The organism is Colwellia sp. MB02u-9, assembly GCF_014077085.1.
Lineage (GTDB): Bacteria > Pseudomonadota > Gammaproteobacteria > Enterobacterales > Alteromonadaceae > Cognaticolwellia.
On record NZ_JACGVF010000100.1, the window covers coordinates 33,933 to 59,648 of the forward strand.

Genomic DNA, 25,716 nt, shown 5'->3' on the forward strand with positions numbered 1-25,716 from the left:
ACCGTCATAAAAAGTCATGATAAAAAGCCGTCATAAAAAGCCACTATAAAAATAATCCTAATAAAGCTTATGCTATTAAGCTTATAACCACTTTGACAGCTTACTTTCCCGCAAGCAAGCCGCTTTTGCGGGTTAAGCGCTAAGTCATATCCATCATTATTGGACTGAAAAGGCTCTATTACTAAAAGTAAAACTCAATTCTATAAATTTAAAGCAAAAAAAGTCGCCTTTTACCGATTTATTTAATGATCACTTCTATGATTAACGGTACTATAGCGCCCTTTTTTTGGCGTGCATTTTTTGCGCGAGTTATTGAGTTGGAGTTTTTTTCTATGTCATTTTACCCTGGACAACGCTGGATTAGTGATAGTGAGTCAGATCAAGGACTAGGTACGGTTACCGCGGTCGAAGGTCGTTTTGTTACTATCGTGTTTACGGCTACAGGGGATGCAAGACAATACGCCATAGATAATGCCCCTCTAACGCGAGTCATTTTTAATACTGGCGATAGTATTCCAAGCCATGAAGGCTGGTCACTTAATGTCGAATCTTCTCAAGAAGACAAAAACTTACTGACTTATTTTGGTACTCGACAAGACACAGGTGAAGCCTGCTCGTTAAAAGAAATGATGATTGATCATTTCATTAAATTCAATAAACCTCATGACCGTCTACTGAACGGCCAAATTGATCGCCTAGATTGGTTTCGCTTACGCAAAGATTGCTTACAGCATCAATTTAGCCAACAACAATCTGATTTAACCGGCCTTAGCGGTGGCCGTGTGAGCTTGATCCCACACCAATTATATATTGCCGAAGAAGTTGGTAGTCGTTTTGCGCCACGCGTTTTATTAGCCGATGAAGTCGGCTTAGGTAAAACCATCGAAGCGGGTTTGATTATTCATCAACAATTGGTTACAGGGCGCGCTAAACGTGTGCTGATCATAGTACCTGAGTCATTGATGCATCAATGGTTGGTTGAAATGTTACGCCGCTTTAATTTGTCGTTTAGTATTTTTGATGAAAGTCGCTGTGAAGAAATCACCGCTAACAGCGAAGATGAAAATCCCTTTAGTTCTGAACAACTGGTGTTGGTCAATCTTGGTTTTATTACCAAAAACCCACGTTGGTATGAAGCTATTATGGATGAAGAATGGGACTTGATGGTGGTTGATGAGGCGCACCATTTAAACTGGCAGCAAGATAATGTCAGCATTGAATACCAATGTATTGAACAGTTAGCGCAAACTATTCCTGGGGTGTTATTGTTAACAGCAACACCCGATCAATTAGGCCATGAAGGTCACTTTGCCCGTTTGCGTTTACTTGATCCTGATCGCTTTTTCGACTATCAAAAATTCACCGAAGAAGAGCTGCATTATACCGAAGTCGCCAATGCGGCCAATACTTTGGTTACCGATGAGCCATTAGCGACTGAACAAATAACCACCTTGACCAACTTATTGCACGAAGCTGACGTTAGCGCACATATCGCAGCGATAAATCATCTGGAAGAAGCAGCTAAAAAAAATGCTCGCCAGCACATTCTTGACCAGCTTTTAGACCGTCATGGCACTGGCCGTATATTATTTCGTAATAGTCGCAACACCATTAAAGGTTTTCCGGGTCGTGAATTACATGCCACGCCACTGGTGATGCCAGAAGCCTATCAAGACTCGATCAATGAACTATTATTGTCGGGCACAACTGAAGATTTAAAGTCGCAAGCACAAGCAAAACTCTTGTTTACGCCCGAAATATTGTTCAGCTTAGATAGCCATGAAGACTGGGTTGATATTGACCCACGTGTTGACTATTTAATCGCACTATTACAGTCGTTGAAAAAAGAAAAAGTGGTGGTGATTTGTGCACATGCGCAAACAGCAATCGACTTGGAAAACGCCTTACGTGTTAAAGAAGGTATGCGTGCAGCAGTATTTCATCAAGGCTTAAGTATTTTTGAACGCGACCGTGCGGCCGCTTATTTTGCTCAAGATGAAGATAGCGCCCAAGTGCTACTGTGTTCTGAAATTGGTAGTGAAGGACGTAACTTCCAATTTGCTCATCATTTAGTGTTATTTGATTTACCACTTAACCCTGATTTACTTGAACAACGTATCGGGCGTTTAGACCGTATCGGCCAAACAGAAATTATTCGTATCCATGTACCCTACTTTGAAGAGTCAGCGCAGAGCTTACTGTTTAATTGGTATACACAAGCGTTGAACGCCTTTGAACATACCTGTATTACGGGTCACTCGGTGTTTAAAGCCTTTGGTGAAAGCTTATTTGAGCTGGCGCTTAGTGCCAACTGGGACTCTAGCGAAGCACAAAACTTGATTGAGCAAAGCCATGAAAAGCATCTGACCATCAAACAAGATTTAGAAACCGGTCGTGATAAACTGCTTGAGTTACATTCTTCTGGCCAAGGTAAAGCGCATGCTTTAGTGAAGAAAATAGCACAACTAGATCAGCAAATTCATTTACCACAATTTATGTTTCAGCTGTTAGACGTTTTTGGTATTCAACAAGATGATAAAGCCGATAACGCCATTGCCCTGCAGCCTTCTGAACATATGTTATGTGCCAACTTTCCGTGCTTACCTGAAGACGGCACCACCATTACCTTTAATCGTGACACCGCCTTAGCGGTTGAAAATTATCAGCTGATCACTTGGGATCATCCTATGGTGCGCGGCGCGATGGAACTGGTACTTTGTGATGAAATTGGTAACGCTAGTATTGGTGTTTTGAAAAATCCCGCACTACCTACCGGCACATTTTTCTTAGAGTGCATATTTACCTTAGCCGCCATCGCACCGAGCAATTTACAACTAGGGCGTTATTTACCCACTACACCTATTCGGATATTAGTCGACAAAAATGGCAATAACCTTGCTGATAAAGTTAGCGAAACCGTATTAGATCAACAATTATCACCGGTTAAAAAGCAAGTGGCATTGCAGTTAGTTAAGGCACTTAGAAGCCAAGTGGCTCCGTTAGTCGCCAAAGCAGAAGACCATGCCGAGCAGCAAGTTGATTCGATTCAACAAAAAGCGCTGAAAGCTATGCACCTAGCTATGGATGAAGAGCATCAACGCTTAACCGCGCTAAAAGCGATCAACCCAAGTGTGCGTCAGCAAGAAATTGACTTTATTCTTATGCAAAAAAAGGCTTTGGCTGAATATATTGAAAAAGCCAAAATTCAATTTGAAGCGGTACGTTTAATTGTGGTCAGCAACTAAGTCAATACAGACTAAAAGCTAAACACTAAAAGCTCTTGATAAAAGCCATCAGGCTGGGCATATTCTGTCACCTGATGGCTAGCTTACCAACATCAAAAAGTACAACCTTCAACAGTACAAGCGTTTAAAAGGAAAACAATAAAATGGCTGCTAACCCTGACTTTATTTATCAGCCTCAAATGCGCCCCTACCTTGATATTATTTATCACGACAATGATATTGTGGTCGTCAATAAATCCAGTGGTTTATTGACCGTATCTGGCCGTTTACCTGAGCATCAAGACTGTTTAGAAAGTAGAGTGCACAAAGTATTGCCCACGGCAACTATTGTGCATCGATTAGACATGGCGACATCGGGTATTATGGTGATGGCACTTAATAAACCTGCGCATGTGGCTATTAGTCGCCAGTTTGAAAAACGCTTAACGCAAAAAAGCTATATTGCTCGGGTCTTTGGTAAGATTGAAAAAGCGCAAGGCTCTGTTGAGCAACCCCTAATGGGTGATTGGCCAAATAGACCAAAACAAAAAATAGATCATCAACAAGGTAAAGCGGCATTAACGCATTATAAGGTATTAAGTTATCGCCAAGATATTGATGGTCAAACTAGCACCTTAGTTGAGCTGACACCCATAACAGGACGCTCTCACCAGTTGCGCGTGCATATGCTGTGGCTTGGCCACCCAATACTCGGTGATCGACTTTATGCCCACGAGCAAGCCTTGGCGATGAGTAGCCGTTTACAATTGCATGCCCAAATGCTACAAATAAGCCATCCAGTGACAGCGCAAACCTTAACATTTTCAAAAGCCTGTCCGTTTGATTAACACCAAGAGCGGCGAGAGCTAGTTAAAAGCTAATTAAAGAAAGCCCCACTAGCGTCGATAATATCACTAGAGCCGGTTTTGTCGCGCTTAATAATCCGTTATTAATGATCCGTTATCGACCATCAGTTACTGATACTCAATGTGCAGTTATTGCTCAGTCACCCATTTGAGGAAGTTTGCTTTTTATGCGCTTAAACATACGCCCACTATTTTTATTCATCGCGTTAACGACCTTAAGTCTATTAGTTAACAGCGCGCATTCATGGGCAATGGAGACTGCTGAGCCTAAAAAGCAAACGGATAACACGAGCTCAACGGCACCAAAAAGCACTGAAGCTGACACTCACACTGAAGCTAGCACTGCGCCAACAAAGTCCACAGAAGATAGCCAGCAAAATAAAGTCATGATCAAGGCACCTGTTGATGCTTTTGAGCAGCAGCAGCAAGATATTAAACACTACTTAGCGCAAGAAAAAATAGTGCCATTACTGGTAGGTACTGACAGCTACCTTACGGTCATTAATGAACACACCACGGCAATTAATAAAGGCGTGATGGTGTTAATTCCTGATTGGCAACAAAGCATAGCAACACCTAATGCACTCAATCAGCTAAGTAGCAATATGCCACAACATGGCTGGACCACAATTACCTTGCATCCCCCGCATAAACCGCAAAGCTACCCTTCACAAGCCTTCACGGCGCAAGAGCGTAGCACTGAAGATATTGAGACCTTAACAAACTATGAGAAAAAATTTGCTGATGTTATGCAAGCAGTCATTACAAAAGCGAAAAGCTACCCAGGCGTCATTATTGTGGTAGCAGAAGGCAATCATAGCGCCGTATTACTGAATATCTATCAACAAGCATTGGTGGCCGAACCCAGTGCTTTAGTAATGCTCAGTAGTTATATGCCGACCTTGCCCGAAAACGATAAAATTGCTCAACAACTCGCGTTAAGCGATTATCCTGTACTCGATTTATATTTGCAGCGCGATCACCGTTTAGTACTGGCCAGCGCAAAAATGAGAAAAGATTTTGCCCAAAGAGCCATGAAAATATATTACCGACAAAGACAATTAAGTAATCAAGCCACGGGTTACTATGCGAAACAAACCTTAACCAAAGCTATTATCAGTTGGCTTAGTGCGATGGGTTGGTAAATAAAAGAAGCTATCAGTTTGAAGTTATAAGCTGTCAGTAAAAATAAACATCAACGGCAAGTTGGCATTGTCTGACAGCTGACAGCTTTAAACTTATCGCTAAAAGTAGTTGTCAGTTTGAAGTTATGAGCTGTCAGTAAAAATAAACACCACTGCATGTTGGCATTATCTGACAGCTGACAGCTTTAAACTTAGAACTAAAAAAGCTGTCAGTAAAAATAAACACCAACTGCAAGTTGGCAGTATCTGACAGCTGACAGCTTTAAACTTATCGCTAAAAACTCTTAATTCGGTGTTGTTTCAACCCCGAACTCTGGTCGTTTTCTAAAGAGATTAGCGATATCTTCTTTAATCAAATAAAGCGCTGGGATCAAAAACAGTGTGATCACAGTCGCAAAAACAATACCAAAACCTAATGAAATCGCCATCGGTATAATAAACTGGGCTTGTAAGCTTTGTTCAAAATATAATGGGAAAACACCAAAAAAAGTGGTCAGTGAGGTGAGTAATATCGCCCTAAATCGTTGAGTACCCGCTTGACTCACAATGTCGAACATTCGCATACCCGACCCTTTCGCTTTATTGATAAAGTCGACCATGATTAAACTGTCGTTAACCACAACCCCCGTTAAAGCAATAAAGCCAAACATCGACATCATGTTGATCGTTCGACCCAGCAACCAATGGCCGATAATGGCACCGATAATACCAAAAGGAATGACCGACATAATCACCAAGGGTTGGCTATATGATTTAGTTGGAATAGCGATTAAGCCATAAATCAAAAACATCGCACCAATGGCAGCAAAGCCGAGTTGAGATAAGAAATCAGCTTGATCTTTACTCGCCCCTTCAACACCATATTCCACACTGGGATAGTCCGCTAAAATTTCAGGAATATAATCATCATTCATTTCACTGACCACTTTTCTTGATTCAACCTTATCGCTGTCAATATCAGCTGAAATGGTGATTGAACGCTTCTGGTTAATCCGAGTAATCGTGGAAAAACCTTGGCCTATTTCAATATCAGCCACTTGATAAAATGGCACTTTTTCACCTTGAGGTGTCCTAATCCACATATCTTCTAGATCAGATACCGATAAACGGCTAGCTTCAGGATAACGCACCATGACTTTCAACTCATCACGGCCACGTTGAATACGCTGTGCTTCATCACCATAAAAGGCTTGCCTGACTTGTTTGGCTAAGTTAGACAAGGTTAAGCCCAGTACTTCTGCTTCTGGCTTGATACTAAGTTTAATTTCTTGGCTGCCTCGGCTAAAAGAATGTCGGACATCGTAAACACCATCATAACTATTCAGTTGCGCCTGAATAGCCTCAGCTGCCGCTTCAAGTTCAATGTCATTTTGACCGGTTAGCTGAAATTCAATCGCAGCACCGCCGCCGGCATTAGTGCCCGCAAAAAAGCGTAGCTCTTTAGCGCCTGGAATTTCACCAATTTCATCACGCCAAAGTTTCTCTATTTGATAAGCGTCGAGCTCACGTTGATCGGGTTTGACTAATTCTAACAATACATTGGCAACGGTATTACCGTTAGTGAAGATCATTTTATGCTTAATAAAACTTACGCCATTATACTTATTTTGTTTCGAAATGGTCTTAACGGCTTTCTCTACTTGTGCTATCGCTTTATTACGTTGATGCGCAGGAGAGCCGTCCACCATAATAAGATTACCTTGAATAAAGTCGCTTGGAATATTAGGGAACACTTCTAATTTAACAAACGCTCCGGTAATAAGGCTAATCGACAAGATTAAAATTGCCACAAATATTGCCATGGTGTTGTAGCGGGCAATTAAGGCCTTTTCAAGAAAAGGCTGATAAACAGTATGAATAAAGTTTTCAAGTTTTTCCTTGAAACGCATTTGAAAACGCTCAAGAAAATTTGAATTTTCAGCACTTAACGGGACATATTTCATGTGCGATAAATGGGCTGGCAATATCCACTTTGATTCAATCAGTGAAAATATTAAGCAAAAACTCACCACAATAGAAATAGAACGGAAAAAGGCGGCAAAAGTGGCATCAATAAACAATAACGGTGTAAATGCCGCTATGGTGGTAAGCACACCAAAAGTTGCTGGCATGGCTACACGCATGGTGCCGCGAATAATATTATCGCGAGAATGGCCATATTTCTCAATTTCGGCATAAGCACTTTCACCAATCACAATGGCATCGTCTACCACAATCCCCAGTACCATGATAAAGGCGAATAAGCTCAGCATGTTAATTGATACCGACCATTCACCTAATAATGGCATCATTAACAAGGCACCAAAAAAGCTAATGGGAATGCCTAACATCACCCAAAAAGCGATTTTTATTCTTAAAAACAGTGTTAACACGATAAAGACTAAAAACGCCCCAATCAACATATTGTCAATCATCATGTCTAAGCGCTCAGACAGATAATATGAGCTATCTCCCCAAACGGTTAATCTCGCGCCTTTAGGTAATTGCTGATTTTTTTCATCAACGTAGCCTCGCACTTGGGCAGCAATCTCTAAATCATTTTGATCACCGGTTGACTGCACCATAATGCTTGACGTGTTTTCATCATCAAAGGTGGCAAAGTCTGCTTGCTCAACAAAGCCATCGTTAATGTTAGCAATGTCTGACAGCACTAAGCGCGTACCATCAACATCAGTACGCAACACTAAGTCGCCATATTCATGTCCTGTGTAGGCTTGACCTTCTGTGCGCAGCAAAATATCACCACCGCGCGCTTTAATTGTGCCTCCGGGCATGTCTAACGATGAAAGACGCACCGCCTGAGTAATGTCGTCAAAGGTCAGTTGGTACTCTTGTAGTTTTTCTTCAGACACTTCAATGCTAATTTCATAGTCACGGTTGCCAACAATTTCAGCACTGTTCACACTGGGCAATGCCATGATTTCATCACGAATATTTTGCGCCATCACTTGTCGGGCGCGTCGCTCCATTGAGCCGCTAACCGACAACCACATCACCTGACCTTTGAACTCTTGTTTCGTGACTATCGGTTTTTCAGCTTGCTCGGGGAAAGTGGTAATGGCGTCAACTTGCATTTGCACTTCATCAAGTTTTTCTGACATTGAATAGCCTGATTGCAATTCAATAGTGACAATACCCACACCTTCTCTAGCCGTTGCTGTAATACGCTTTATACCTTCAATATCTTCTAATGCTTCTTCAACTTTTAAAATGACTGATTGTTCAACTTCTTCTGGTGCGGCACCTAAATGAGGCACCATGACCTGAATACTATTAGCGTTAAACTCAGGAAACATTTTTTTATTAATGCCCTGATAAGAAAAGTAGCCTGCCACTAAAATAAACACCATCAAGAGATTAGCCGCGACACTATTGTGCGCAAACCAAGCAATAATACCTGTGTGTTTTTCGTCGTTATGGGCTTGAGTCAACTCGCTCATTCGTCGTCACCTTCCACCTTGGTAACGCTATCTTCGCTTGGGGCTTTTTGGGTATCTTTTAGCTCTCCTAATACACGTAGCGCCATGCCCTCGACAGGCGCTTGCATTTGAGTGGTAACCAATCGAAAGCCGGCGCCAAAGCTGTCATGGCTATAAACATAAGTAGCATCGTTGCGTAAGATATTAATTTCTTGAATATGCAGTTTATTGTCTTTGTCTACTAAGTAAACTCTATTGGCGCCATGTAAGGCATCACGGGGGATAGTGACAATATCTTTAACTTCTTTGCCTGAAATTTTGGCATTAACAAAACTGCCAATGCGCAGCTCTTGGTGTTTACTCGATGATAAAACACTATAGGGGTCGTCAATTTGAGCAATGACATAATGCACACGACTTCGACTGTCCACTTCGCCTTCATAACGCGTTAAGTTTGACGCCCAACGATGCTCAATGCCATTAACTTTAGTGTAAATATCCACGGTTGAGCGACTGCTTTGCTGAGCATTAATTTTTGGTAAATTCAAAAAGCCGACATCACGCGGCTTGATGGGTAACCTAACTTCAGCATAATCAACGGCAAATATGGTTGTTAAAGCCGAGCCCATAGAGACATATTGACCTATATCTACTTGTTTTTCTTTTACTATTGCATCATAAGGTATGATTATTTTAGTACGCGCTAGCTTGACTTCTGCACCAATAACATTAGCTTTTGCTGCTTTGATATCAGCTTTCGCTTTTTGTAATTGCGGTAAGCGTAAGGCAAGTACTGGCGCTTCAGACAAAGCTCTTTTGGTTAACAACCATTGCTCTTCTGCCTGATCTTTTTTCGCTTGCTCTTCAATCAACAGCGCTTTAGCGGCATCTAATTGCGACTGTGCTTGTAATAATGCCACTTGGTAATTAATGTCATCAATACTCAATAACACTTCACCTTGAGTAAAAAACCCACCAATATTAAACTTCTCGTTGACGAAGGTTATTTGTCCAGAAACCTCCGAAATTAGCTGGGTTTGTGTGCTAGGTAAAACACTACCTTGGCTGGCAATAACAAAACCAACATCTTGTCTGGCAATATTTTTAACTTCCACCAGCGGCGCTTTAATAATGACAGGTTTTTTCGCCGGTTTAGGTGACAAAACCGTAAAAATAATTAAGCCGATAACAGCGACTAAAATGATAGCGATGGGGGCTACTACGAAGCGTAGTGGGATCATGCGTTGGTTTTTTTTGTGGTTATTTTCAAGCGCAGAGTTCATCATCAATTCTCAATAAATTCTCAATAAAAGCTTAATAAAGGCTATGCCAAGGACGTTTATATCTTGATTATTACTCTCTTAATAAGATAATAATAACTCTCTTAATAAGATAGTAATAATAACTTAGCCTGATAAGTCAACCAGGCTAAGTGATAACTATTTATTAAGAAACTTTGCCCAAGACAATAATATCTCACGAAAATCTTCACGCCCACAAGACGATGAGTCATGTTGATCAAAATCAATGTCTTCTTCCATCAGATCCTCTGGCAAGACCTCAACCCCATTCATACTGGCATTGGTTTGCACTGTGACATCGCCACGATTAAAAACCACGGTATATTCACTACCCGTTATGGTGATCTCCAATTTTTTCTCTTGTTCAATCTCGGAAATTGCAGATAATAAATTTGCCAACTTTACCGGGTCAGCACCCACTTCAACCTCTAACCAAGGTCCGATAACTTCATGCTCAAGTGAAAACTTAGCTATGGCGCCACCGGTTATTGGATCGTTTATAAATTGATATTCCATACATACCTCATTTTGAAAAATCTTTGGGAAAGCCCTATTTATACCAAACGGATTATATCACTGGCCACTTAGCGAGAATAATTAAAGCCAATTTAGTATTAAGACGGATAATTGTTACTTTGCGCCAGCAGCAGTGCTTAACATTAGGCTTAACATTAGGCTTAAAACACCAGTGCTATTAATAAAATAGTCACCATGTTTTCAAGAAAATCTACAGCTTAGCTTTACGATGTTTAGCGAATTGCTGTCGCAGCTTAATTGTAGCAAAATCATAGTTTTTAACACGAGATTACGCGCACTTGTTTACTATTTTTTATCCTCACATTAAAAATGGTAATTCAACCAACCTCAACTCAGTATAATTAGTACAGATGAGTGCTATAGACGACTATATCTCTTTGGTAAAGCTGCCATGAGCTAAAACACATGTGCTAGCAATGATATTTTTTATCATCTATGGTTCAATCGAATACACCTAGCCCCTATATTAGAAACCAGTCACTCGGGTAAATGACCATTGAACTTAAATTGGGTTACAACGTCTATAAATTACCTGTCTATTTATCTGATCGTTATATCCTTGTGAAAAAAGGAACTTTCACCGCCGTTTTATTATCGCTAATTGTGCATAGCTTAATACTTTTCGTTATGTTCGTAACCCAGCCCGGCCAACAAAAAATAGTAAAATCACCCTCGAAGCATGCGCCAATAAAAAGCTTCATCTATTATGCACCCAAGTTAGACAAAACCGAGCTAAAGGCCATTAAAACAAAACCGCTAGCAAAAGAAATACCCATTGAAGACCTGCCTACGGTAAAAAAAGACCATAAAAATTCGAAAACGAAACAGGCATCAAAACCTAAAAACACAGAAAAATTTATCGATAAAGCACTTGATAAAACACTCGATAAAGCACTCAAAAAACCCTTTAACGATACAATAAGCAAGGTAAGCGAATTACCTAAAGCGCGGCCTAAAACGTCACAACCAAAGCCGTTACCAGAGCCAACGAGAAGCAAGCTAGATAGTTTCATGCAATTACAAAGGCTGCGCAGTAAACTTAATCAAAATTCAGTGTCCAATACCGATAATCCTTATCAAAGCGAGCAACCGCCTTCTATCTTTAATACCGACGTAAAGACGGTGCCTCATTCAGTACCGTTAAAAGATGAAGCACAAACACGTGAAAAAAATACTAAAAATATGGGCGCAGGTATAGCCATTACCAAGGGTGATGACGGCAGATGCTCGATAACTCAGGATTTGAGCGCCTACGGCCTAGGCGAAGGCTCATCAACACAGTTTTTTAGCTGTGGGGAGTCAAAATTTGATAAAAGCTTTCGCGAGCACATGAAAAAAGTCAAAGCTAAACTAGGTAAAAACTAGGCTATCTAATTGCTAACTAAGCGCTAACTAAGGATTAAACTAAATAAGAAATAAGCTAGGTAGATAGCAAGCTAGGTAATTTTATCAACTTAGCTGTCACAATCGAATTCCCCCCCAAACAAAACTTTTCACAGCCAGTAAAAATCAAACCAAATTTTTATGGTGCACAATTTTTAATCACAGTTACACTTAAAAGTAGCTCCGAAATAAATCCTTAAACAATAAGTCCTTAAACTTAGCAGGTTACGGCGTAGACTAAATATCCATCACCAAATTTATCAGCTGTTTCAGGAAGATAATAGCCATGTCTAATAAAATACTAGTCAGTTTTGTTTTTTTACTTTTAATCGCATGTAACAACGATCGAAAAAATGTCGCATTAGGCACATTAGAACGCGACCGCATTGCTCATACCGCCACCGTTAGTGAAGTGATCACCGACTTACCTGTTAGCGCAGGTAGTCAGGTCACTAAAGGCATGATACTGGTAAAGCTTGATGATGACTTACAAAAAGCGTTAGTTGCCAAAGCACAAGCACAGGTGCAACAAGCACAAGCAAATTTAAACAAAGCGCATAATGGTGCTCGTGCAGAAGAAGTTGCTGCGGCACAAGCTAATGTGGCTGGCGCTAAAGCGGCATTAATACAAAGTAAGGCAAATTACACCAGAACACAAAGCCTGATAAAGTCTAATTTAACCAGTCAAGCGACGCTTGATAATGATCTAGCGTTGCGCGATGAAAGTTTAGCTAGGCTTAACAGTGCCAAAGAGCAATTACGACAATTAGTTAATGGTACCCGCATTGAAGATTTAGCCATTGCTGAAGCTGTGTTAGCAAGTAATATTGCGATGTTAACCAGCGAACAAAAAAATCTCAGTAATTTAACCATTACCGCAAAACGTGATGGTATTTTAGATAACTTACCGTGGAACTTAGGTGAGCGCGTCACTGTAGGTAGCCCAGTGGCTGTTGTGCTTGCGGGTAAAGCACCTTTTGCGCGCGTTTATATTCCTGAGCCTTACCGCGTTCATGTCCATATTGGTGATGAATTATCTGTCTACGTTGACGGTTTAGCGCAACCGCTACTGGGTCACGTTCGCTGGGTAGCTACCGAGCCAGCATTCACTCCCTATTACGCACTTAATCAAGCCGAGCGCGCTAACTTAATGTACTTGGCTGAAATTATACTGCCTGACAACGCCGCTGATTTACCTAGTGGCATTCCTGCACAAGTAGTCTTACCCAGTAAAGTTTCACGACAAAAAACCTCCCTAAGTGAGCGCTAATGGCTGAGTTAGCGATTGATGCCAATAATTTAACCCATAAATTTGGCTCTGTGACCGCGGTTTCTTCATTGAATTTACAGGTAGAAAAGCAACGTATTTATGGCTTTCTTGGCCCCAATGGCTCAGGAAAAACCACCGCGATTCGTTTATTTACCGGTTTATTGAAACCTAGTGCTGGCACAGTTAACGTCTTAGGTTGTCATTTACCTAAAGATACCGAAAGCTTACGTCGACAAATAGGCTACATGACACAAAAATTTTCTTTGTATGATGATTTAACCATCAAGGAAAACATGCAGTTTATTGCTCGCGTTTACGGTTTACCCCCCAAAGAACAAAAAGCTCGCCTCGATGAACTCATCAGTATTTATCAATTAGAAAAACTTAAAAAGCAATTAGCCGGCAGCTTAAGTGGCGGACAAAAACAACGCTTAGCACTGGCGTGTGCGGTAATGCATAAACCTAAATTATTATTTTTAGATGAACCAACATCTGCGGTAGACCCTGAAAATCGTCGTGAATTTTGGGAGCAGTTATTTGATTTATGCGATCAAGGCATCACTATTTTAGTATCAACCCATTATATGGATGAAGCTGAACGCTGCCATAAATTAGCTATTTTAGACAATGGCATTAAACGCGCTGATGATTCACCAGCACAATTAATGGCTGACATGCCGGCTAATGTGATTGAAATATCAACCGACAATCTTAGGCAACTAAAACAACAATTAATCGCCTTACCTGAGGTAGTTTCTGCATCACAGATTGGCGCTCATTTACGGGTATTAATCAATAAAAGCATTGTTGACCCTATCGCCTTTTTAAAGCATATCCGTATTATGTCTAGCAAGGCAGAACTCAACATCGTCAGAGCCAGTCTTGAAGATGTTTTTGTCTTATCAACTAGCAACAAGCTTATGCCAGCATCACAGGTCAGTAAGGCTCAGTTATGATATCCTTATTGAGAATTCAAGCCATTGTTATCAAAGAATTAATTCAACTTAGACGTGATCGAATGACCTTTGGCATGGTGATCATGATCCCTTTAGTGCAATTGTTATTATTTGCTTTTGCCATTAATACCAATATTCGCCATATCCCCGCCGGCATAGTCGATCAAAGCCAAACTGCCTTAAGTCGTGTCTTACAACAAACCGTTGCCGCGACGAGTATGGTTAATTTTATCCGCCATTATCATTCGTTACCCCAAGCGCAAGCCGCCATTGACCGAGGCGATGTGCGGGCGGTATTAATTATCCCCAAAGATGTTGCTCAGCGCTTAGTTCGCCATACTAGCATTGGCTTTGGATTACCCCCCGCAAGCGATGAAGAAACCAGCCGCCCTATTGCGCAGTGGTTAGTTGATGGCGCTGACACCGCAATTGCTAGCAGCATAAAAAGTTTACGCAACATGCCCTTAGCCGAGTTATTAGACAAGCCGGTGAATCGTAATGTCCCGACCTTTGAAGTCACTTTATTATATAATCCTGAACAACGTAGTGTGGTCAATACTGTGCCTGGTTTGGTGGCGATTATACTCACCATGACCATGATCATGTTCACCTCAGCCGCGATTGTACGAGAGCGAGAGCGCGGTAATATGGAGCTATTAATTACCACACCCTTAGCCTCGATTGAGCTCATGATAGGGAAAATATTTCCTTATATTTTTATTGGCGCTATTCAAGTGAGCATTATTTTAGGCTTAGGACATTTCTTTTTTAACGTGCCTATTAATGGCAGTTTATGGCAATTAACCTTCGCCACTTTACTCTTTATTTGCGCTAGCTTGGTGTTAGGATTAGTTATTTCTACCTTGGCAAAAAACCAACTGCAATCGATGCAAATGACAGTATTTATTTTACTGCCTTCGATATTATTATCCGGCTTTATGTTTCCTTACGAAGGTATGCCAGAAGTAGCGCAATATATCGCTGAGGGTTTACCTGCCACGCACTTCATTCGATTAATTCGCGGGGTAGTTTTACGTGATGTTGCAGTAGTAGATATGACTTTTGACATGTTATGGCTAATGGGCTTTACCCTGCTAGGCTTAATGGCAGCGGTACTGCGCTTTAAAAAGACCCTAGATTAGCGATAAATCTATCAACTGATCAACTTAAGCTATCAATAAAAAAAAACCTGTTGATTATAATCATCAACAGGGGTTTGCATTGGCTTTTTACTATGAGGTATAAGCTATGAGATATAAGCTATGGGTGAAATAACTCAGTAAAAGCGCAGAGCCTAGCTTATACCAATCTCACTAATTATCTGATCATTTTTACTGGTTAAAATAACCCACTACTGCGTTATTTATTTAATAATTAGAACAACTAGTTATTAAAATAAATGCCTTATATTTGGCCATTTTCCCTGCGTATAAAGTAGACCACCTAATTAATAAAATTGGTATTACTTATATTGGCACGAGTACGAGATAAGCACTGCTCACGCCATTATTTATTGATATCACAAGCAGGTATCAAATTAGGCTTCTACTTGTAAAATAACTTTATCGGCTTTACTCGTATAACTTTCCATTTGATGAAAGTTCAAGTAACGATAAGTATCAGCAGCTGTTGCATCAATTTGTGACGCGTATTGCATGTACTCTTCAACCGAAGGTAGCTTACCTAAAATTGCCCCCACACCGGCTAATTCTGCCGAGGTTAAATAAACATTAGCGCCATTACCTAAACGGTTAGGGAAGTTACGTGTCGAGGTTGAAAGCACAGTTGATTTTTCTTCAACCCGTGCTTGGTTACCCATACACAGTGAGCAACCTGGCGTTTCCATCCGTGCGCCGGCTTTACCATAAATACTATAGTAACCTTCAGCCGTAAGTTGGTCTCTATCCATTTTCGTTGGCGGAGCCACCCATAAACGGGTCGGTAAGGTTTTGCCAAATTTCTCAATCAGTTTACCTGCCGCGCGAAAATGGCCAATGTTGGTCATACATGAGCCGATGAAAACTTCATCAATGACAACTCCCGCCACTTCTGATAATAATCTCGCATCATCAGGATCATTGGGACAACATACAATAGGCTCTTTAATATCGGCTAAATCAATGTCAATAATGTGCGCATATTCAGCATCACTATCTGCTGCCATTAATGAAGGATTAGCTAACCAAGCTTCCATGCCTTTAATACGACGCGTAATGGTGCGAACATCACCATAACCTTCACTGATCATCCACTTTAACATCACAATATTAGAGTTTAAATACTCGCTAACCGCTGCCTCTTCTAGCTTGATAGAACAACCACCCGCTGAACGCTCAGCTGAGGCATCTGACAATTCAAAGGCTTGCTCAACCGATAAGCCTTTAAGCCCTTCAATTTCTAAAACGCGACCAGAGAATTCATTAATTTTACCGGCTTTTGCAACGGTTAATAACCCCTTTTTAATACCGTAATAAGGAATGGCGTGCACTAAGTCACGTAAGGTAATACCAGGTTGCATTTCACCTTTAAAACGCACTAAAACTGACTCAGGCATATCCAATGGCATAACACCGGTTGCCGCCGCAAATGCCACTAAGCCAGAGCCGGCAGGAAATGAAATACCTAAGGGGAAACGGGTATGAGAATCACCACCTGTACCGACAGTATCAGGTAGCAACATACGGTTTAACCACGAGTGAATAACGCCGTCACCCGGGCGAAGCGAGACACCACCACGATTCATCATAAAATCAGGTAAGGTGTGATGAGTCACCACATCAACCGGTTTAGGGTAAGCCGAGGTATGACAAAAAGACTGCATGGTTAAATCGGCAGCAAAGCCCAAACAGGCTAAATCTTTTAATTCATCACGGGTCATTGGCCCAGTAGTATCTTGCGAGCCTACGGTCGTCATTTTAGGCTCACAGTATTGACCCGCGCGAACACCAGTAACACCACACGCTTTGCCAACCATTTTCTGCGCTAAAGTATAACCTTTAGTCGAAACAGCAGGGTCAACGGGTGTGGCAAATAAATCTGTTATTTCCAAACCTAATGCTTCACGCGCACGGCCGGTTAAACCACGACCGATAATCAAAGGAATACGCCCACCAGCGCGCACTTCATCTAACAATACTGCGCTTAATGTAAATTGTGAAATCACCTCGCCAGCGGCATTTTTAACTACGCCTTCATAAGGATAAATGTCTATCACATCACCCATATGCATTTTTTGCACGTCTAATTCAATCGGCAAGGCACCTGAGTCTTCCATGGTGTTATAGAAAATAGGGGCAATTTTACCGCCTAAACAAACACCACCACTGCGCTTGTTTGGAATATAGGCGATATCGTCGCCCATAAACCAGAGCACTGAGTTGGCGGCCGACTTACGTGAAGAGCCCGTACCGACAACATCACCGACATAAGCCAGTGGAATGCCGTCTTTTTGCATTTCTGCCAGTTGCGCAATAGGACCCACCACGCCATCTTCGTCAGGTGTAATACCTTCACGCTCAATTTTAAGCATGGCTTTAGCGTGTAATGGAATGTCAGGGCGAGACCAAGCATCAGGTGCCGGCGACAAATCGTCGGTGTTAGTTTCACCGGTGACTTTAAAAACTTTAACGGTAATTTTTTCCGCTACTTTTTCTTTACTGGTAAACCATTCGGCATCAGCCCAAGACTGCATCACTTGCTTGGCCGCCGCATTGCCCGCTTCAGCTTTTTCTTGCACGTCATGAAATGCATCAAACATTAACAAGGTATGGGATAAACCTTTCGCCGCAGTGGCCGACAATTTATCATGGTCTAACAGCTCAATCAGGGGTTGAATATTATAACCGCCCAACATGGTGCCTAATAATTGTGTTGCTTGTTCAGGGCTTAAAATTGCTGACGTGACTTCACCGCGAGTAACCGCCGCTAAAAAACCGGCCTTGACATAAGCCGCGTCATCAACACCCGCAGGTATATGATTGGTTAATAAGTCGATAAGAAATGCGGTTTCACCTGTGGGTGGATTTTTAATTAATTCGACTAATGCTGCGGTTTGTTCCGCATCTAACGCTTTAGGTACAAGACCTTCAGCGGCACGTTCTGCTATATGGTTGCGATATTCTTGAAGCACGATATTCACCTAATAAGATAAGTGATACTTAATATGACTTTTGGTTGGACTCGATAATTTGATTATCAAGGCTAGCACAGCGTTGTTAAGTATCTGAGATTAAAATTTAATGTTTATCTATTGATGTTCTATCTATTGATGGTTAGGTCAAAATTAAACAGCGTCAATAGATGCTTACTATAACTAACCTCTAATATAGGAAATTATCAGCCGCTAGCAAATTAGACTTTTCTACTAAGTAATACAATTGCCGTGCTTTTTTATCCTGCTAACAACGGATAATAACTAATAACAACACCAACATAAGCAATATAACTATATCTTCTATTAACTATAACAGTGATGAATAATGCTTATTTAATCTAATGATTCGTAGTCAGCATAAAATCAGGTAAACTAGGGGGTATAATTTGTCCTGCTAATAACAATGATTAACAAATGTTATTAGCAATAATATCGCTAAAGAAGAGAGAATTTAATGAGCCTGTATCTAGAATATATAGCAGAGATTGAAAATCGTAAAAACGAATTAGCACTAGCACCTAAGCCTATAGATGGTGCTGAGTTATTAGCTGAAATTATCGAACAAATTAAAGATCAAGATAATGAGCACAGAGCTGATTCACTTAATTTCTTTATCTATAATACCTTGCCAGGTACCACAAGTGCCGCGGGTGAAAAAGCCAAGTTCTTAAAAGAAATCATTCTAGGTGAATTTGTTGTTGCTGAAATCTCAGTAGCCTTTGCTTTTGAATTACTTTCTCACATGAAAGGTGGTCCTTCAGTAGAAGTGCTACTTAGCTTAGCATTTTCTGACGACTTATCAGTGGCAAAACCTGCAGCAGAAGTATTAAAAACCCAAGTGTTTTTATATGAAGCAGATACTGCTCGTCTTGAAGAAGCATTTAAAGCCAATAATGCCATTGCCAAAGACATTCTTGAAAGCTATGCAAAAGCTGAGTTCTTTACAAAGTTACCAGAAATAGCAGAAAAAATTGACCTAGTGACTTATATTGCTGGTGAAGGTGATATCTCAACAGATTTATTATCTCCTGGCCATCAGGCTCACTCTCGTGCTGACCGTGAATTGCACGGCCAATGCATGAGCACTCCAGAAGCTCAAGAAGAAATAAAAGCATTACAAACTAAATACCCTAGCGCGAAAGTCATGCTTATCGCAGAAAAAGGCACTATGGGTGTTGGTTCATCTCGTATGTCGGGTGTTAACAACGTGGCACTGTTGGCAGGTAAACAAGGCAGTCCATACGTACCTTTTATTAATATTGCCCCTGTGGTTGCTGGTACTAATGGTATTTCTCCCATTTTCTTAACGACAGTAGATGTCACTGGCGGCATTGGTCTTGATCTTAAAAACTGGGTTAAGAAAGTCGATGCAAGTGGCAAAGCTGTTGTTGACGAAAATGGCGATTCTGTACTAGAACAAGCTTACTCAGTAGCGACCGGCACGGTATTAACTATCGATACTAAAGCGATGAAGCTATACAACGGCGACAAAGAGCTTGTTGATGTATCTTCAGCGTTTACACCGCAGAAAGTAGAATTTATGAAAGCAGGCGGTTCTTACGCCGTTGTCTTTGGTAAAAAACTTCAAACTTTCGCCGCTGAAACCTTAGGTATTACAGCGCCAGCAGTTTTTGCACTTGCCAAAGAAATGTCAATCGAAGGTCAAGGCTTAACGGCAGTTGAAAAAATATTCAATAGAAACGCGGTCGGTGTAACCTCTAAAAATGCCTTACATGCAGGCTCTGATGTTCGTGTTAAAGTCAATATTGTTGGCTCTCAAGACACAACAGGCCCAATGACATGCCAAGAGCTAGAAGCAATGGCAGCGTCAACTATTTCTCCAATCGTAGACGGTGCTTACCAATCAGGTTGTCACACAGCGTCTGTTTGGGATAGTAAAGCAAAAGCTAATATTCCTAAGCTGATGAGCTTTATGAATGCTTTTGGCCTTATCACTGCGCGTGACCCGAAAGGTGAATACCATGCAATGACTGACGTTATTCACAAAGTGTTAAATGATATCACGGTTGATGACCGCGCCATTATCATTGGCGGTGACTCACATACGCGTATGTCAAAAGGTGTAGCCTTCGGTGCCGACTCAGGTACTGTTGCACTGGCACTTGCTACAGGTGAAGCGTCTATGCCAATCCCTGAGTCAGTAAAAGTGACTTTTAAAGGTCACATGAAAAAATACATGGATTTCCGTGACGTTGTGCATTCAACGCAAGCGCAAATGCTTAAGCAATTTGGCGACAACGTTTTCCAAGGCCGTGTTATTGAAGTACATATTGGTACTTTATTAGCTGACCAAGCTTTTACTTTTACCGATTGGACTGCAGAAATGAAAGCAAAAGCTTCAATCTGTATTTCTCAAGATGACACCTTAATTGGTTCACTTGAATTAGCGAAAAAACGCATCCAAATCATGATCGACAAAGGTATGGAAAACGCAGCGAAAACCCTTAACGGTTTAATCGCTTTAGCTGACCAACGTATTGCTGGTATTAAATCTGGCGAAACACCAGCATTAACACCAGATGAAAATGCTAAATACTACGCTGAAGTCGTTGTTGATTTAGACCTGATTGACGAGCCTATGATTGCCGATCCAGATGTAAATAACGACGATGTGTCTAAGCGTTACACGCATGACGTTATTCGCCCTGTTTCGTTCTACAAGGATAAAACGGTTGATTTAGCTTTTGTGGGTTCTTGTATGGTACATAAAGGTGATATGCAAATTATCGCGCAAATGTTCCGTAATATTGAAAAGCAAAATGGCAAAATTGAATTCAAAGTACCTTTAGTTATCGCGCCACCAACATACAACATTGTTGATGAGCTTAAAGCGGAAGGTGACTGGGAAATACTACAGAAGTATTCTGGTTTCGAATTTAACGATGCTGTGCCTAAAAATACCGCCCGTACTAAGTATGAAAACATTATGTACTTAGAACGTCCTGGTTGTAACTTATGTATGGGTAACCAAGAGAAAGCTGAACCTGGTGATACCGTTATTGCAACGTCAACACGTTTGTTCCAAGGTCGTGTTGTAGCCGATACCACTGAGAAAAAAGGTGAGTCATTATTAGGTTCTACGCCGTTAGTTGTACTGTCGTCTATGCTGGGTCGTTTCCCTACCTTGGCTGAGTACAAAAGCGCTGTAGACGGTATTAACCTAACAGACTTTGCTCCGCCGCTTGAAGCATTAACAACGCCAGCATCAGTGGCTGTTAAAATTGCTGATCCTAGCTAGGCTCATACCTTTTAAGATCTGAAAGCAAATAGCTAAAAACGATTAAGCAAAAGGGCTAGTTTACCATGCGGTAAAGTAGCCCTTTTTTATGTCTATTCTGTAATTATTATTTGCTAACACCGGTTTCATTCATTATCTGCTCTACTTTATAGGCAGCGAAAACAACCCAATATAAGCTATTTACTTTACTAACAAATTGTTCTAATTATTAAATAAATAACGCAGTAGTGCGTTATTTTAACCCGGTAAAATGATCCTAAAATTAGTGAGAGTGGTAAGACTATATTATGAAGCAGGACATTCAATATTAGCTGATAAAGACGGCATGATCATATTAGGAAATGACAATTTATCATCAAAGCGCTCAACACCTTCTAGCACTTCAATTTTAAAACCATAACTTTTGCATAGTCGTAATGATTGGCGCATAAGAAAAGTGGCTAATTTACTAAATTCTGTACTTTGTTTGGTGATGACTTGTAGGTGGTATTTACCATTTTTTAAGTCGGTTTGTTTAAATTGTACTTGATGGTCAAAGTCCCACTGAGAGGCGCCGTTGGGGGTATTAATATTGTTCGCACATGCCGTTAACAACAGCGCTAACAATAGGCACATTGATTTTTTCATCATCTAAATCTCCTTATAAATAAAAATTAATTTTAGCCTCAGCCGTAATACCTGTTCCACTTAAAAATGCAGGCTAATGTATTTTTAAGTAAAAACATCGTAAGTATAATCACAGATAAAGCCTATGGCTATAGCCAAAATTAAAACACAAAAAAGCCAGCAGAGTTGCTGGCTTTTCAATTAATGCACTTAACAGTTAAGTTAAAGCTTACATTAACTAATTATTTTTTCTTTTTCACTGCTTTCGCATTCGGTAAATCAGTGATTGAACCTTCAAAAATCTCTGCCGCTAGGCCGATTGATTCATTTAAGGTTGGGTGAGCATGAATAGTTAAACCAACATCTTCAGCATCTGCGCCCATTTCAATCGCTAAACAAATTTCGCCTAGCATTTCACCGGCGTTGATACCGACAATAGCACCACCTAAAACACGGCCAGTTTCTTTGTCGAAAATCATCTTAGTTTTACCTTCAGTACGCGCAGAAGCAATAGCACGACCAGAAGCAGCCCAAGGGAAGTTAGACACTTCAACATTTAAACCTTGCTCTTTTGCTTCACGTTCTGTTACGCCAGCCCAAGCCATTTCTGGGTCGGTATAAGCCACTGATGGAATACAACGCGGTTCAAAAGTATGTTTCTTACCAGAGATAACTTCAGCAGCGCAATGTCCTTCATGTACCGCTTTATGCGCAAGCATAGGTTGGCCAATAACATCACCAATAGCGAAGATATGAGCAACGTTAGTACGTAACTCATTAGTTACGTTGATAAAGCCACGTTCATCAACATTAACACCCGCTTTATCTGCAGCAACTAAGTGACCGTTTGGCTTACGGCCAACAGCCATTAAAATTTTGTCGTAACGTACTTGTTCTTTCGGGGCATTTTTACCTTCAAAAGTAACATACAAGCCGTCATCTTTCGCATCAACGGCAACCACTTTGGTTGACAACATGATGTTGAATTTTTTACTGTTAAACTTAGTGTAAGCTTGAACAATATCTTTATCGGCAGCTGGGACTAACTGATCAGCAAACTCTACCACTGAAACATTTGAGCCTAAGGCTCTATAAACTGTACCCATTTCTAGGCCAATAATGCCACCACCAAGTACTAACATTTCGCCGGGTATATCTTTCAGCTCTAAAGCACCGGTTGAGTCAATAACACGTGGGTCTTCAGTAGGTACGAAAGGTAAATTAACTACTGATGAACCTGCGGCAATAATCGCATTATCAAAAGTGATCGTCGTTTTGCCATCAGCGCCTTCTACTTCAACAGTTTTATCTGAAGTAAATTTACCGTAACCAAATACCGTTTTAACTTTACGTGCTTTAGCCATACCGCCTAAACCACCAGTTAATTGACCAACAACACTTTCTTTCCAGCCACGAATTTTGTCTAAATCAATTTTAGGTGCACCAAAAGTAACGCCATGAGATGCCATTGCTGCTGCATCGTCAATAACTTTAGCTACGTGTAAAAGTGCTTTTGATGGGATACAACCCACATTCAAACACACGCCACCAAGCGTTTCACGGTTTTCAACTATCACTACGTCTAAACCTAAATCTGCTGCGCGAAATGCTGCTGAATAGCCGCCAGGACCTGCACCTAAAACTACTACTTGAGTTTTAATATCGTTACTCATGCTAACCTCAAAAATTTATGTGTTTATTGCTGGTGTTGCCAGCCTATATTTGCCGAGCTTTTATTAACAGCATTAACCATTAATATTTTCAGCATATTACTCTATTGTACTTGTTTGCGATCTTACTTAAAGCGCACAAAGATCGCCATCTTTAAATCAGTAAATATGTGCAAAAAATGGGTAAAGTGAAAATTAATTACTTTACCCACTTTATCTTATCTCACTGACTTATTCAGGTAACTTATAAAATGAGTTTTCTGATGTCACTCATTACGCCCGCTAGGTGCACAGTAAACCGCGCCGCTAACGCGCCGTCAATTACACGATGGTCGTAGGACATAGACAATGGCAACATTAACTTAGGCTCAAAGTCTTTACCATTCCACTTAGGTTTCATTTCTGATTTAGAAACACCTAAAATTGCTACTTCTGGCGCGTTAACAATTGGCGTAAATGCTGTACCACCAATACCGCCAAGGCTTGAAATAGTAAAACAACCGCCTTGCATATCATTTGCTTTTAGCTTGCCGTCACGTGCTTTCATGCTGATTTCAAGTAATTCACGTGATAACTGGTGAATACCTTTTTGATCAACATCACGTACCACGGGCACAACCAAGCCATTAGGTGTATCAACTGCCACACCAATGTGAATATACTTTTTAAGGATCAAGCTTTCACCATCGGCACTCAAACTAGAGTTAAATACTGGGAAAGTACGCAGTGCATCTGCCGCCGCTTTTAAAATAAACACCAGTGGCGTAATTTTAAAACCCAGCTTTTGCTTTTCACAAATAACGTTTTGCTCTTTGCGGAACGCTTCAACATTCGTGATATCAGCTTCATCAAATTGGGTTACATGTGGAATAGTGACCCAGTTACGATGTAAAAATGGTCCAGAGATTTTCTGAATACGTGTTAGTGCTTTTGTTTCAACTTCACCAAACTTAGAGAAATCAATTTGTTTCGCGCTAACAACTTGTAAACCACCTTCTCCAGACGCTACTGAACTACCCGCATTTGCTTTTGGACGAGACAATTCATATTTAACATATGACTGCACATCTTCTTTTAAAATACGCTTTTTACGACCAGTACCTTTAACTAATGATAAATCAACACCAAATTCACGTGCTAAACGACGAATTGAAGGTGAAGTATAAATAGCACCCGCATTGGTTAGACCCACTTGTGGATGATGTGGCACTGGCGCTGGCTTTTTAGCCGCAGGTGCTGCTACAGGAGCGGCCACTGGAGCCGCTACTGGCTCTGCTACAGGCTCATCAACATCAACAGGTGCACCCGATGCACCCGATGAAGTTTCAAGTTTAATAACAATAGAGCCTTGCTTAACTTTATCACCGGTATTAATGAAAACTTCTTTTACCGTCCCGGCATGCGGTGACGGTACATCCATAGTCGCTTTATCAGTTTCTAGGGTGATCAAGCCATCTTCAGCTTCAATAACATCACCAACAGCCACCAAAACTTCAATAACGTCAACTTCACCATCTTCACCAATATCAGGTACTAGGATGTCGATAACTTCACTACTGGCAGCCGCAACAGGCGCTTTTTCTGGCGTTGGCTCGGCTGCAGGTGCTTCTTCTTTTGCTGCTTCAGCTTCTGGCTCAGCTGCAACTTCTGCTGGTGCTTCCGTCGATGCTGTTGCCGTACCTTTCATCTCGGCAATCACATCACCTTCTTTGATCTTATCGCCCACTTTAACTGACAGGGCAACAAGTTCACCAGCAAACGGAGCTGGAATATCCATTGAGGCTTTATCTGTTTCAACGGTAATAATACCTTCGTCAGCCTCTAAACTATCGCCGACTGCAAAGCATATTTCGATAACTTCTACTTCATCGCCACCGACATCTGGGACTAGAATTTTTTCAATATCAGACATTTGTTAATTCCTTAT

Annotated in this window: 15 protein-coding genes; 8 read left to right on the forward strand and 7 right to left on the reverse strand. The window is 41.0% G+C overall.

Annotation, left to right across the window (positions count from 1 at the left end):
- Positions 1 to 332 precede the first annotated feature (332 nt).
- The 3 genes from rapA to H4J65_RS16355 all read left to right on the forward strand — a co-directional run bounded on the left by rapA (position 333) and on the right by H4J65_RS16355 (position 5,235).
- Positions 333 to 3,245 (forward strand): RNA polymerase-associated protein RapA, encoded by a 2,913-nt coding sequence (gene rapA, locus H4J65_RS16345; protein WP_182198964.1) that lies wholly within the window; start codon positions 333 to 335, stop codon positions 3,243 to 3,245.
- Positions 3,246 to 3,388: 143 nt separating this feature from the next.
- Complete coding sequence (locus H4J65_RS16350) at positions 3,389 to 4,072, forward strand: pseudouridine synthase (protein WP_182198838.1); 684 nt, start codon at positions 3,389 to 3,391, stop codon at positions 4,070 to 4,072.
- A 185-nt stretch (positions 4,073 to 4,257) separates the two neighbouring features.
- Positions 4,258 to 5,235, forward strand: coding sequence for a DUF3530 family protein (locus H4J65_RS16355; protein WP_182198839.1), 978 nt, complete (start codon positions 4,258 to 4,260; stop codon positions 5,233 to 5,235).
- 284 nt (positions 5,236 to 5,519) lie between these two features.
- On the opposite strand, the gene H4J65_RS16360 is transcribed toward H4J65_RS16355, so the two are convergent.
- From H4J65_RS16360 to H4J65_RS16370, 3 genes are all read right to left on the reverse strand, one after another.
- On the reverse strand, positions 5,520 to 8,675 hold the full coding sequence (locus H4J65_RS16360; protein WP_182198840.1) for an efflux RND transporter permease subunit: 3,156 nt from the start codon (positions 8,673 to 8,675) through the stop codon (positions 5,520 to 5,522).
- Complete coding sequence (locus H4J65_RS16365; protein WP_182198841.1) at positions 8,672 to 9,940, reverse strand: efflux RND transporter periplasmic adaptor subunit; 1,269 nt, start codon at positions 9,938 to 9,940, stop codon at positions 8,672 to 8,674. The genes H4J65_RS16360 and H4J65_RS16365 overlap by 4 nt, the downstream gene beginning before the upstream one ends.
- Before the next feature lie 153 nt (positions 9,941 to 10,093).
- On the reverse strand, positions 10,094 to 10,471 hold the full coding sequence (locus H4J65_RS16370) for a YacL family protein (RefSeq protein ID WP_182184026.1): 378 nt from the start codon (positions 10,469 to 10,471) through the stop codon (positions 10,094 to 10,096).
- 510 nt (positions 10,472 to 10,981) lie between these two features.
- Between H4J65_RS16370 and H4J65_RS16375 the strand changes: the two genes are divergently transcribed.
- The 4 genes from H4J65_RS16375 (at position 10,982) to H4J65_RS16390 (ending at position 15,243) form a co-directional block, all read left to right on the forward strand.
- Positions 10,982 to 11,857: a hypothetical protein gene (locus tag H4J65_RS16375; protein ID WP_182198842.1), complete on the forward strand. Its 876-nt coding sequence runs from the start codon at positions 10,982 to 10,984 to the stop codon at positions 11,855 to 11,857.
- Between the two features lie 304 nt (positions 11,858 to 12,161).
- Positions 12,162 to 13,145 (forward strand): HlyD family secretion protein, encoded by a 984-nt coding sequence (locus H4J65_RS16380; RefSeq protein WP_182198843.1) that lies wholly within the window; start codon positions 12,162 to 12,164, stop codon positions 13,143 to 13,145.
- A complete protein-coding gene (locus H4J65_RS16385; protein ID WP_182198844.1) occupies positions 13,145 to 14,101 on the forward strand; it encodes an ABC transporter ATP-binding protein in 957 nt (318 codons plus the stop codon). Before H4J65_RS16380 ends, H4J65_RS16385 begins: the two co-directional genes overlap by 1 nt.
- Positions 14,098 to 15,243 carry an ABC transporter permease gene (locus tag H4J65_RS16390; protein ID WP_182198845.1) on the forward strand — a complete coding sequence of 382 codons (1,146 nt, stop codon included), beginning with the start codon at positions 14,098 to 14,100 and terminating at the stop codon, positions 15,241 to 15,243. The genes H4J65_RS16385 and H4J65_RS16390 overlap by 4 nt, the downstream gene beginning before the upstream one ends.
- A 395-nt stretch (positions 15,244 to 15,638) precedes the next feature.
- Here the strand turns inward: H4J65_RS16390 and acnB are convergent, their stop codons facing one another.
- Positions 15,639 to 18,230, reverse strand: coding sequence for a bifunctional aconitate hydratase 2/2-methylisocitrate dehydratase (gene acnB, locus H4J65_RS16395; RefSeq protein WP_182198846.1), 2,592 nt, complete (start codon positions 18,228 to 18,230; stop codon positions 15,639 to 15,641).
- Positions 18,231 to 18,708: 478 nt separating this feature from the next.
- Between acnB and H4J65_RS16400 the strand changes: the two genes are divergently transcribed.
- Positions 18,709 to 21,513, forward strand: coding sequence for a bifunctional aconitate hydratase 2/2-methylisocitrate dehydratase (locus H4J65_RS16400; RefSeq protein WP_182198847.1), 2,805 nt, complete (start codon positions 18,709 to 18,711; stop codon positions 21,511 to 21,513).
- Positions 21,514 to 21,798: 285 nt separating this feature from the next.
- Here the strand turns inward: H4J65_RS16400 and H4J65_RS16405 are convergent, their stop codons facing one another.
- The 3 genes from H4J65_RS16405 to aceF all read right to left on the reverse strand — a co-directional run bounded on the left by H4J65_RS16405 (position 21,799) and on the right by aceF (position 25,701).
- Complete coding sequence (locus tag H4J65_RS16405; RefSeq protein WP_182184012.1) at positions 21,799 to 22,143, reverse strand: hypothetical protein; 345 nt, start codon at positions 22,141 to 22,143, stop codon at positions 21,799 to 21,801.
- 218 nt (positions 22,144 to 22,361) lie between these two features.
- On the reverse strand, positions 22,362 to 23,792 hold the full coding sequence (lpdA, locus tag H4J65_RS16410; protein ID WP_182136457.1) for a dihydrolipoyl dehydrogenase: 1,431 nt from the start codon (positions 23,790 to 23,792) through the stop codon (positions 22,362 to 22,364).
- A 241-nt stretch (positions 23,793 to 24,033) separates the two neighbouring features.
- Positions 24,034 to 25,701 carry a dihydrolipoyllysine-residue acetyltransferase gene (gene aceF / locus H4J65_RS16415; protein WP_182198848.1) on the reverse strand — a complete coding sequence of 556 codons (1,668 nt, stop codon included), beginning with the start codon at positions 25,699 to 25,701 and terminating at the stop codon, positions 24,034 to 24,036.
- Positions 25,702 to 25,716: the final 15 nt, after the last annotated feature.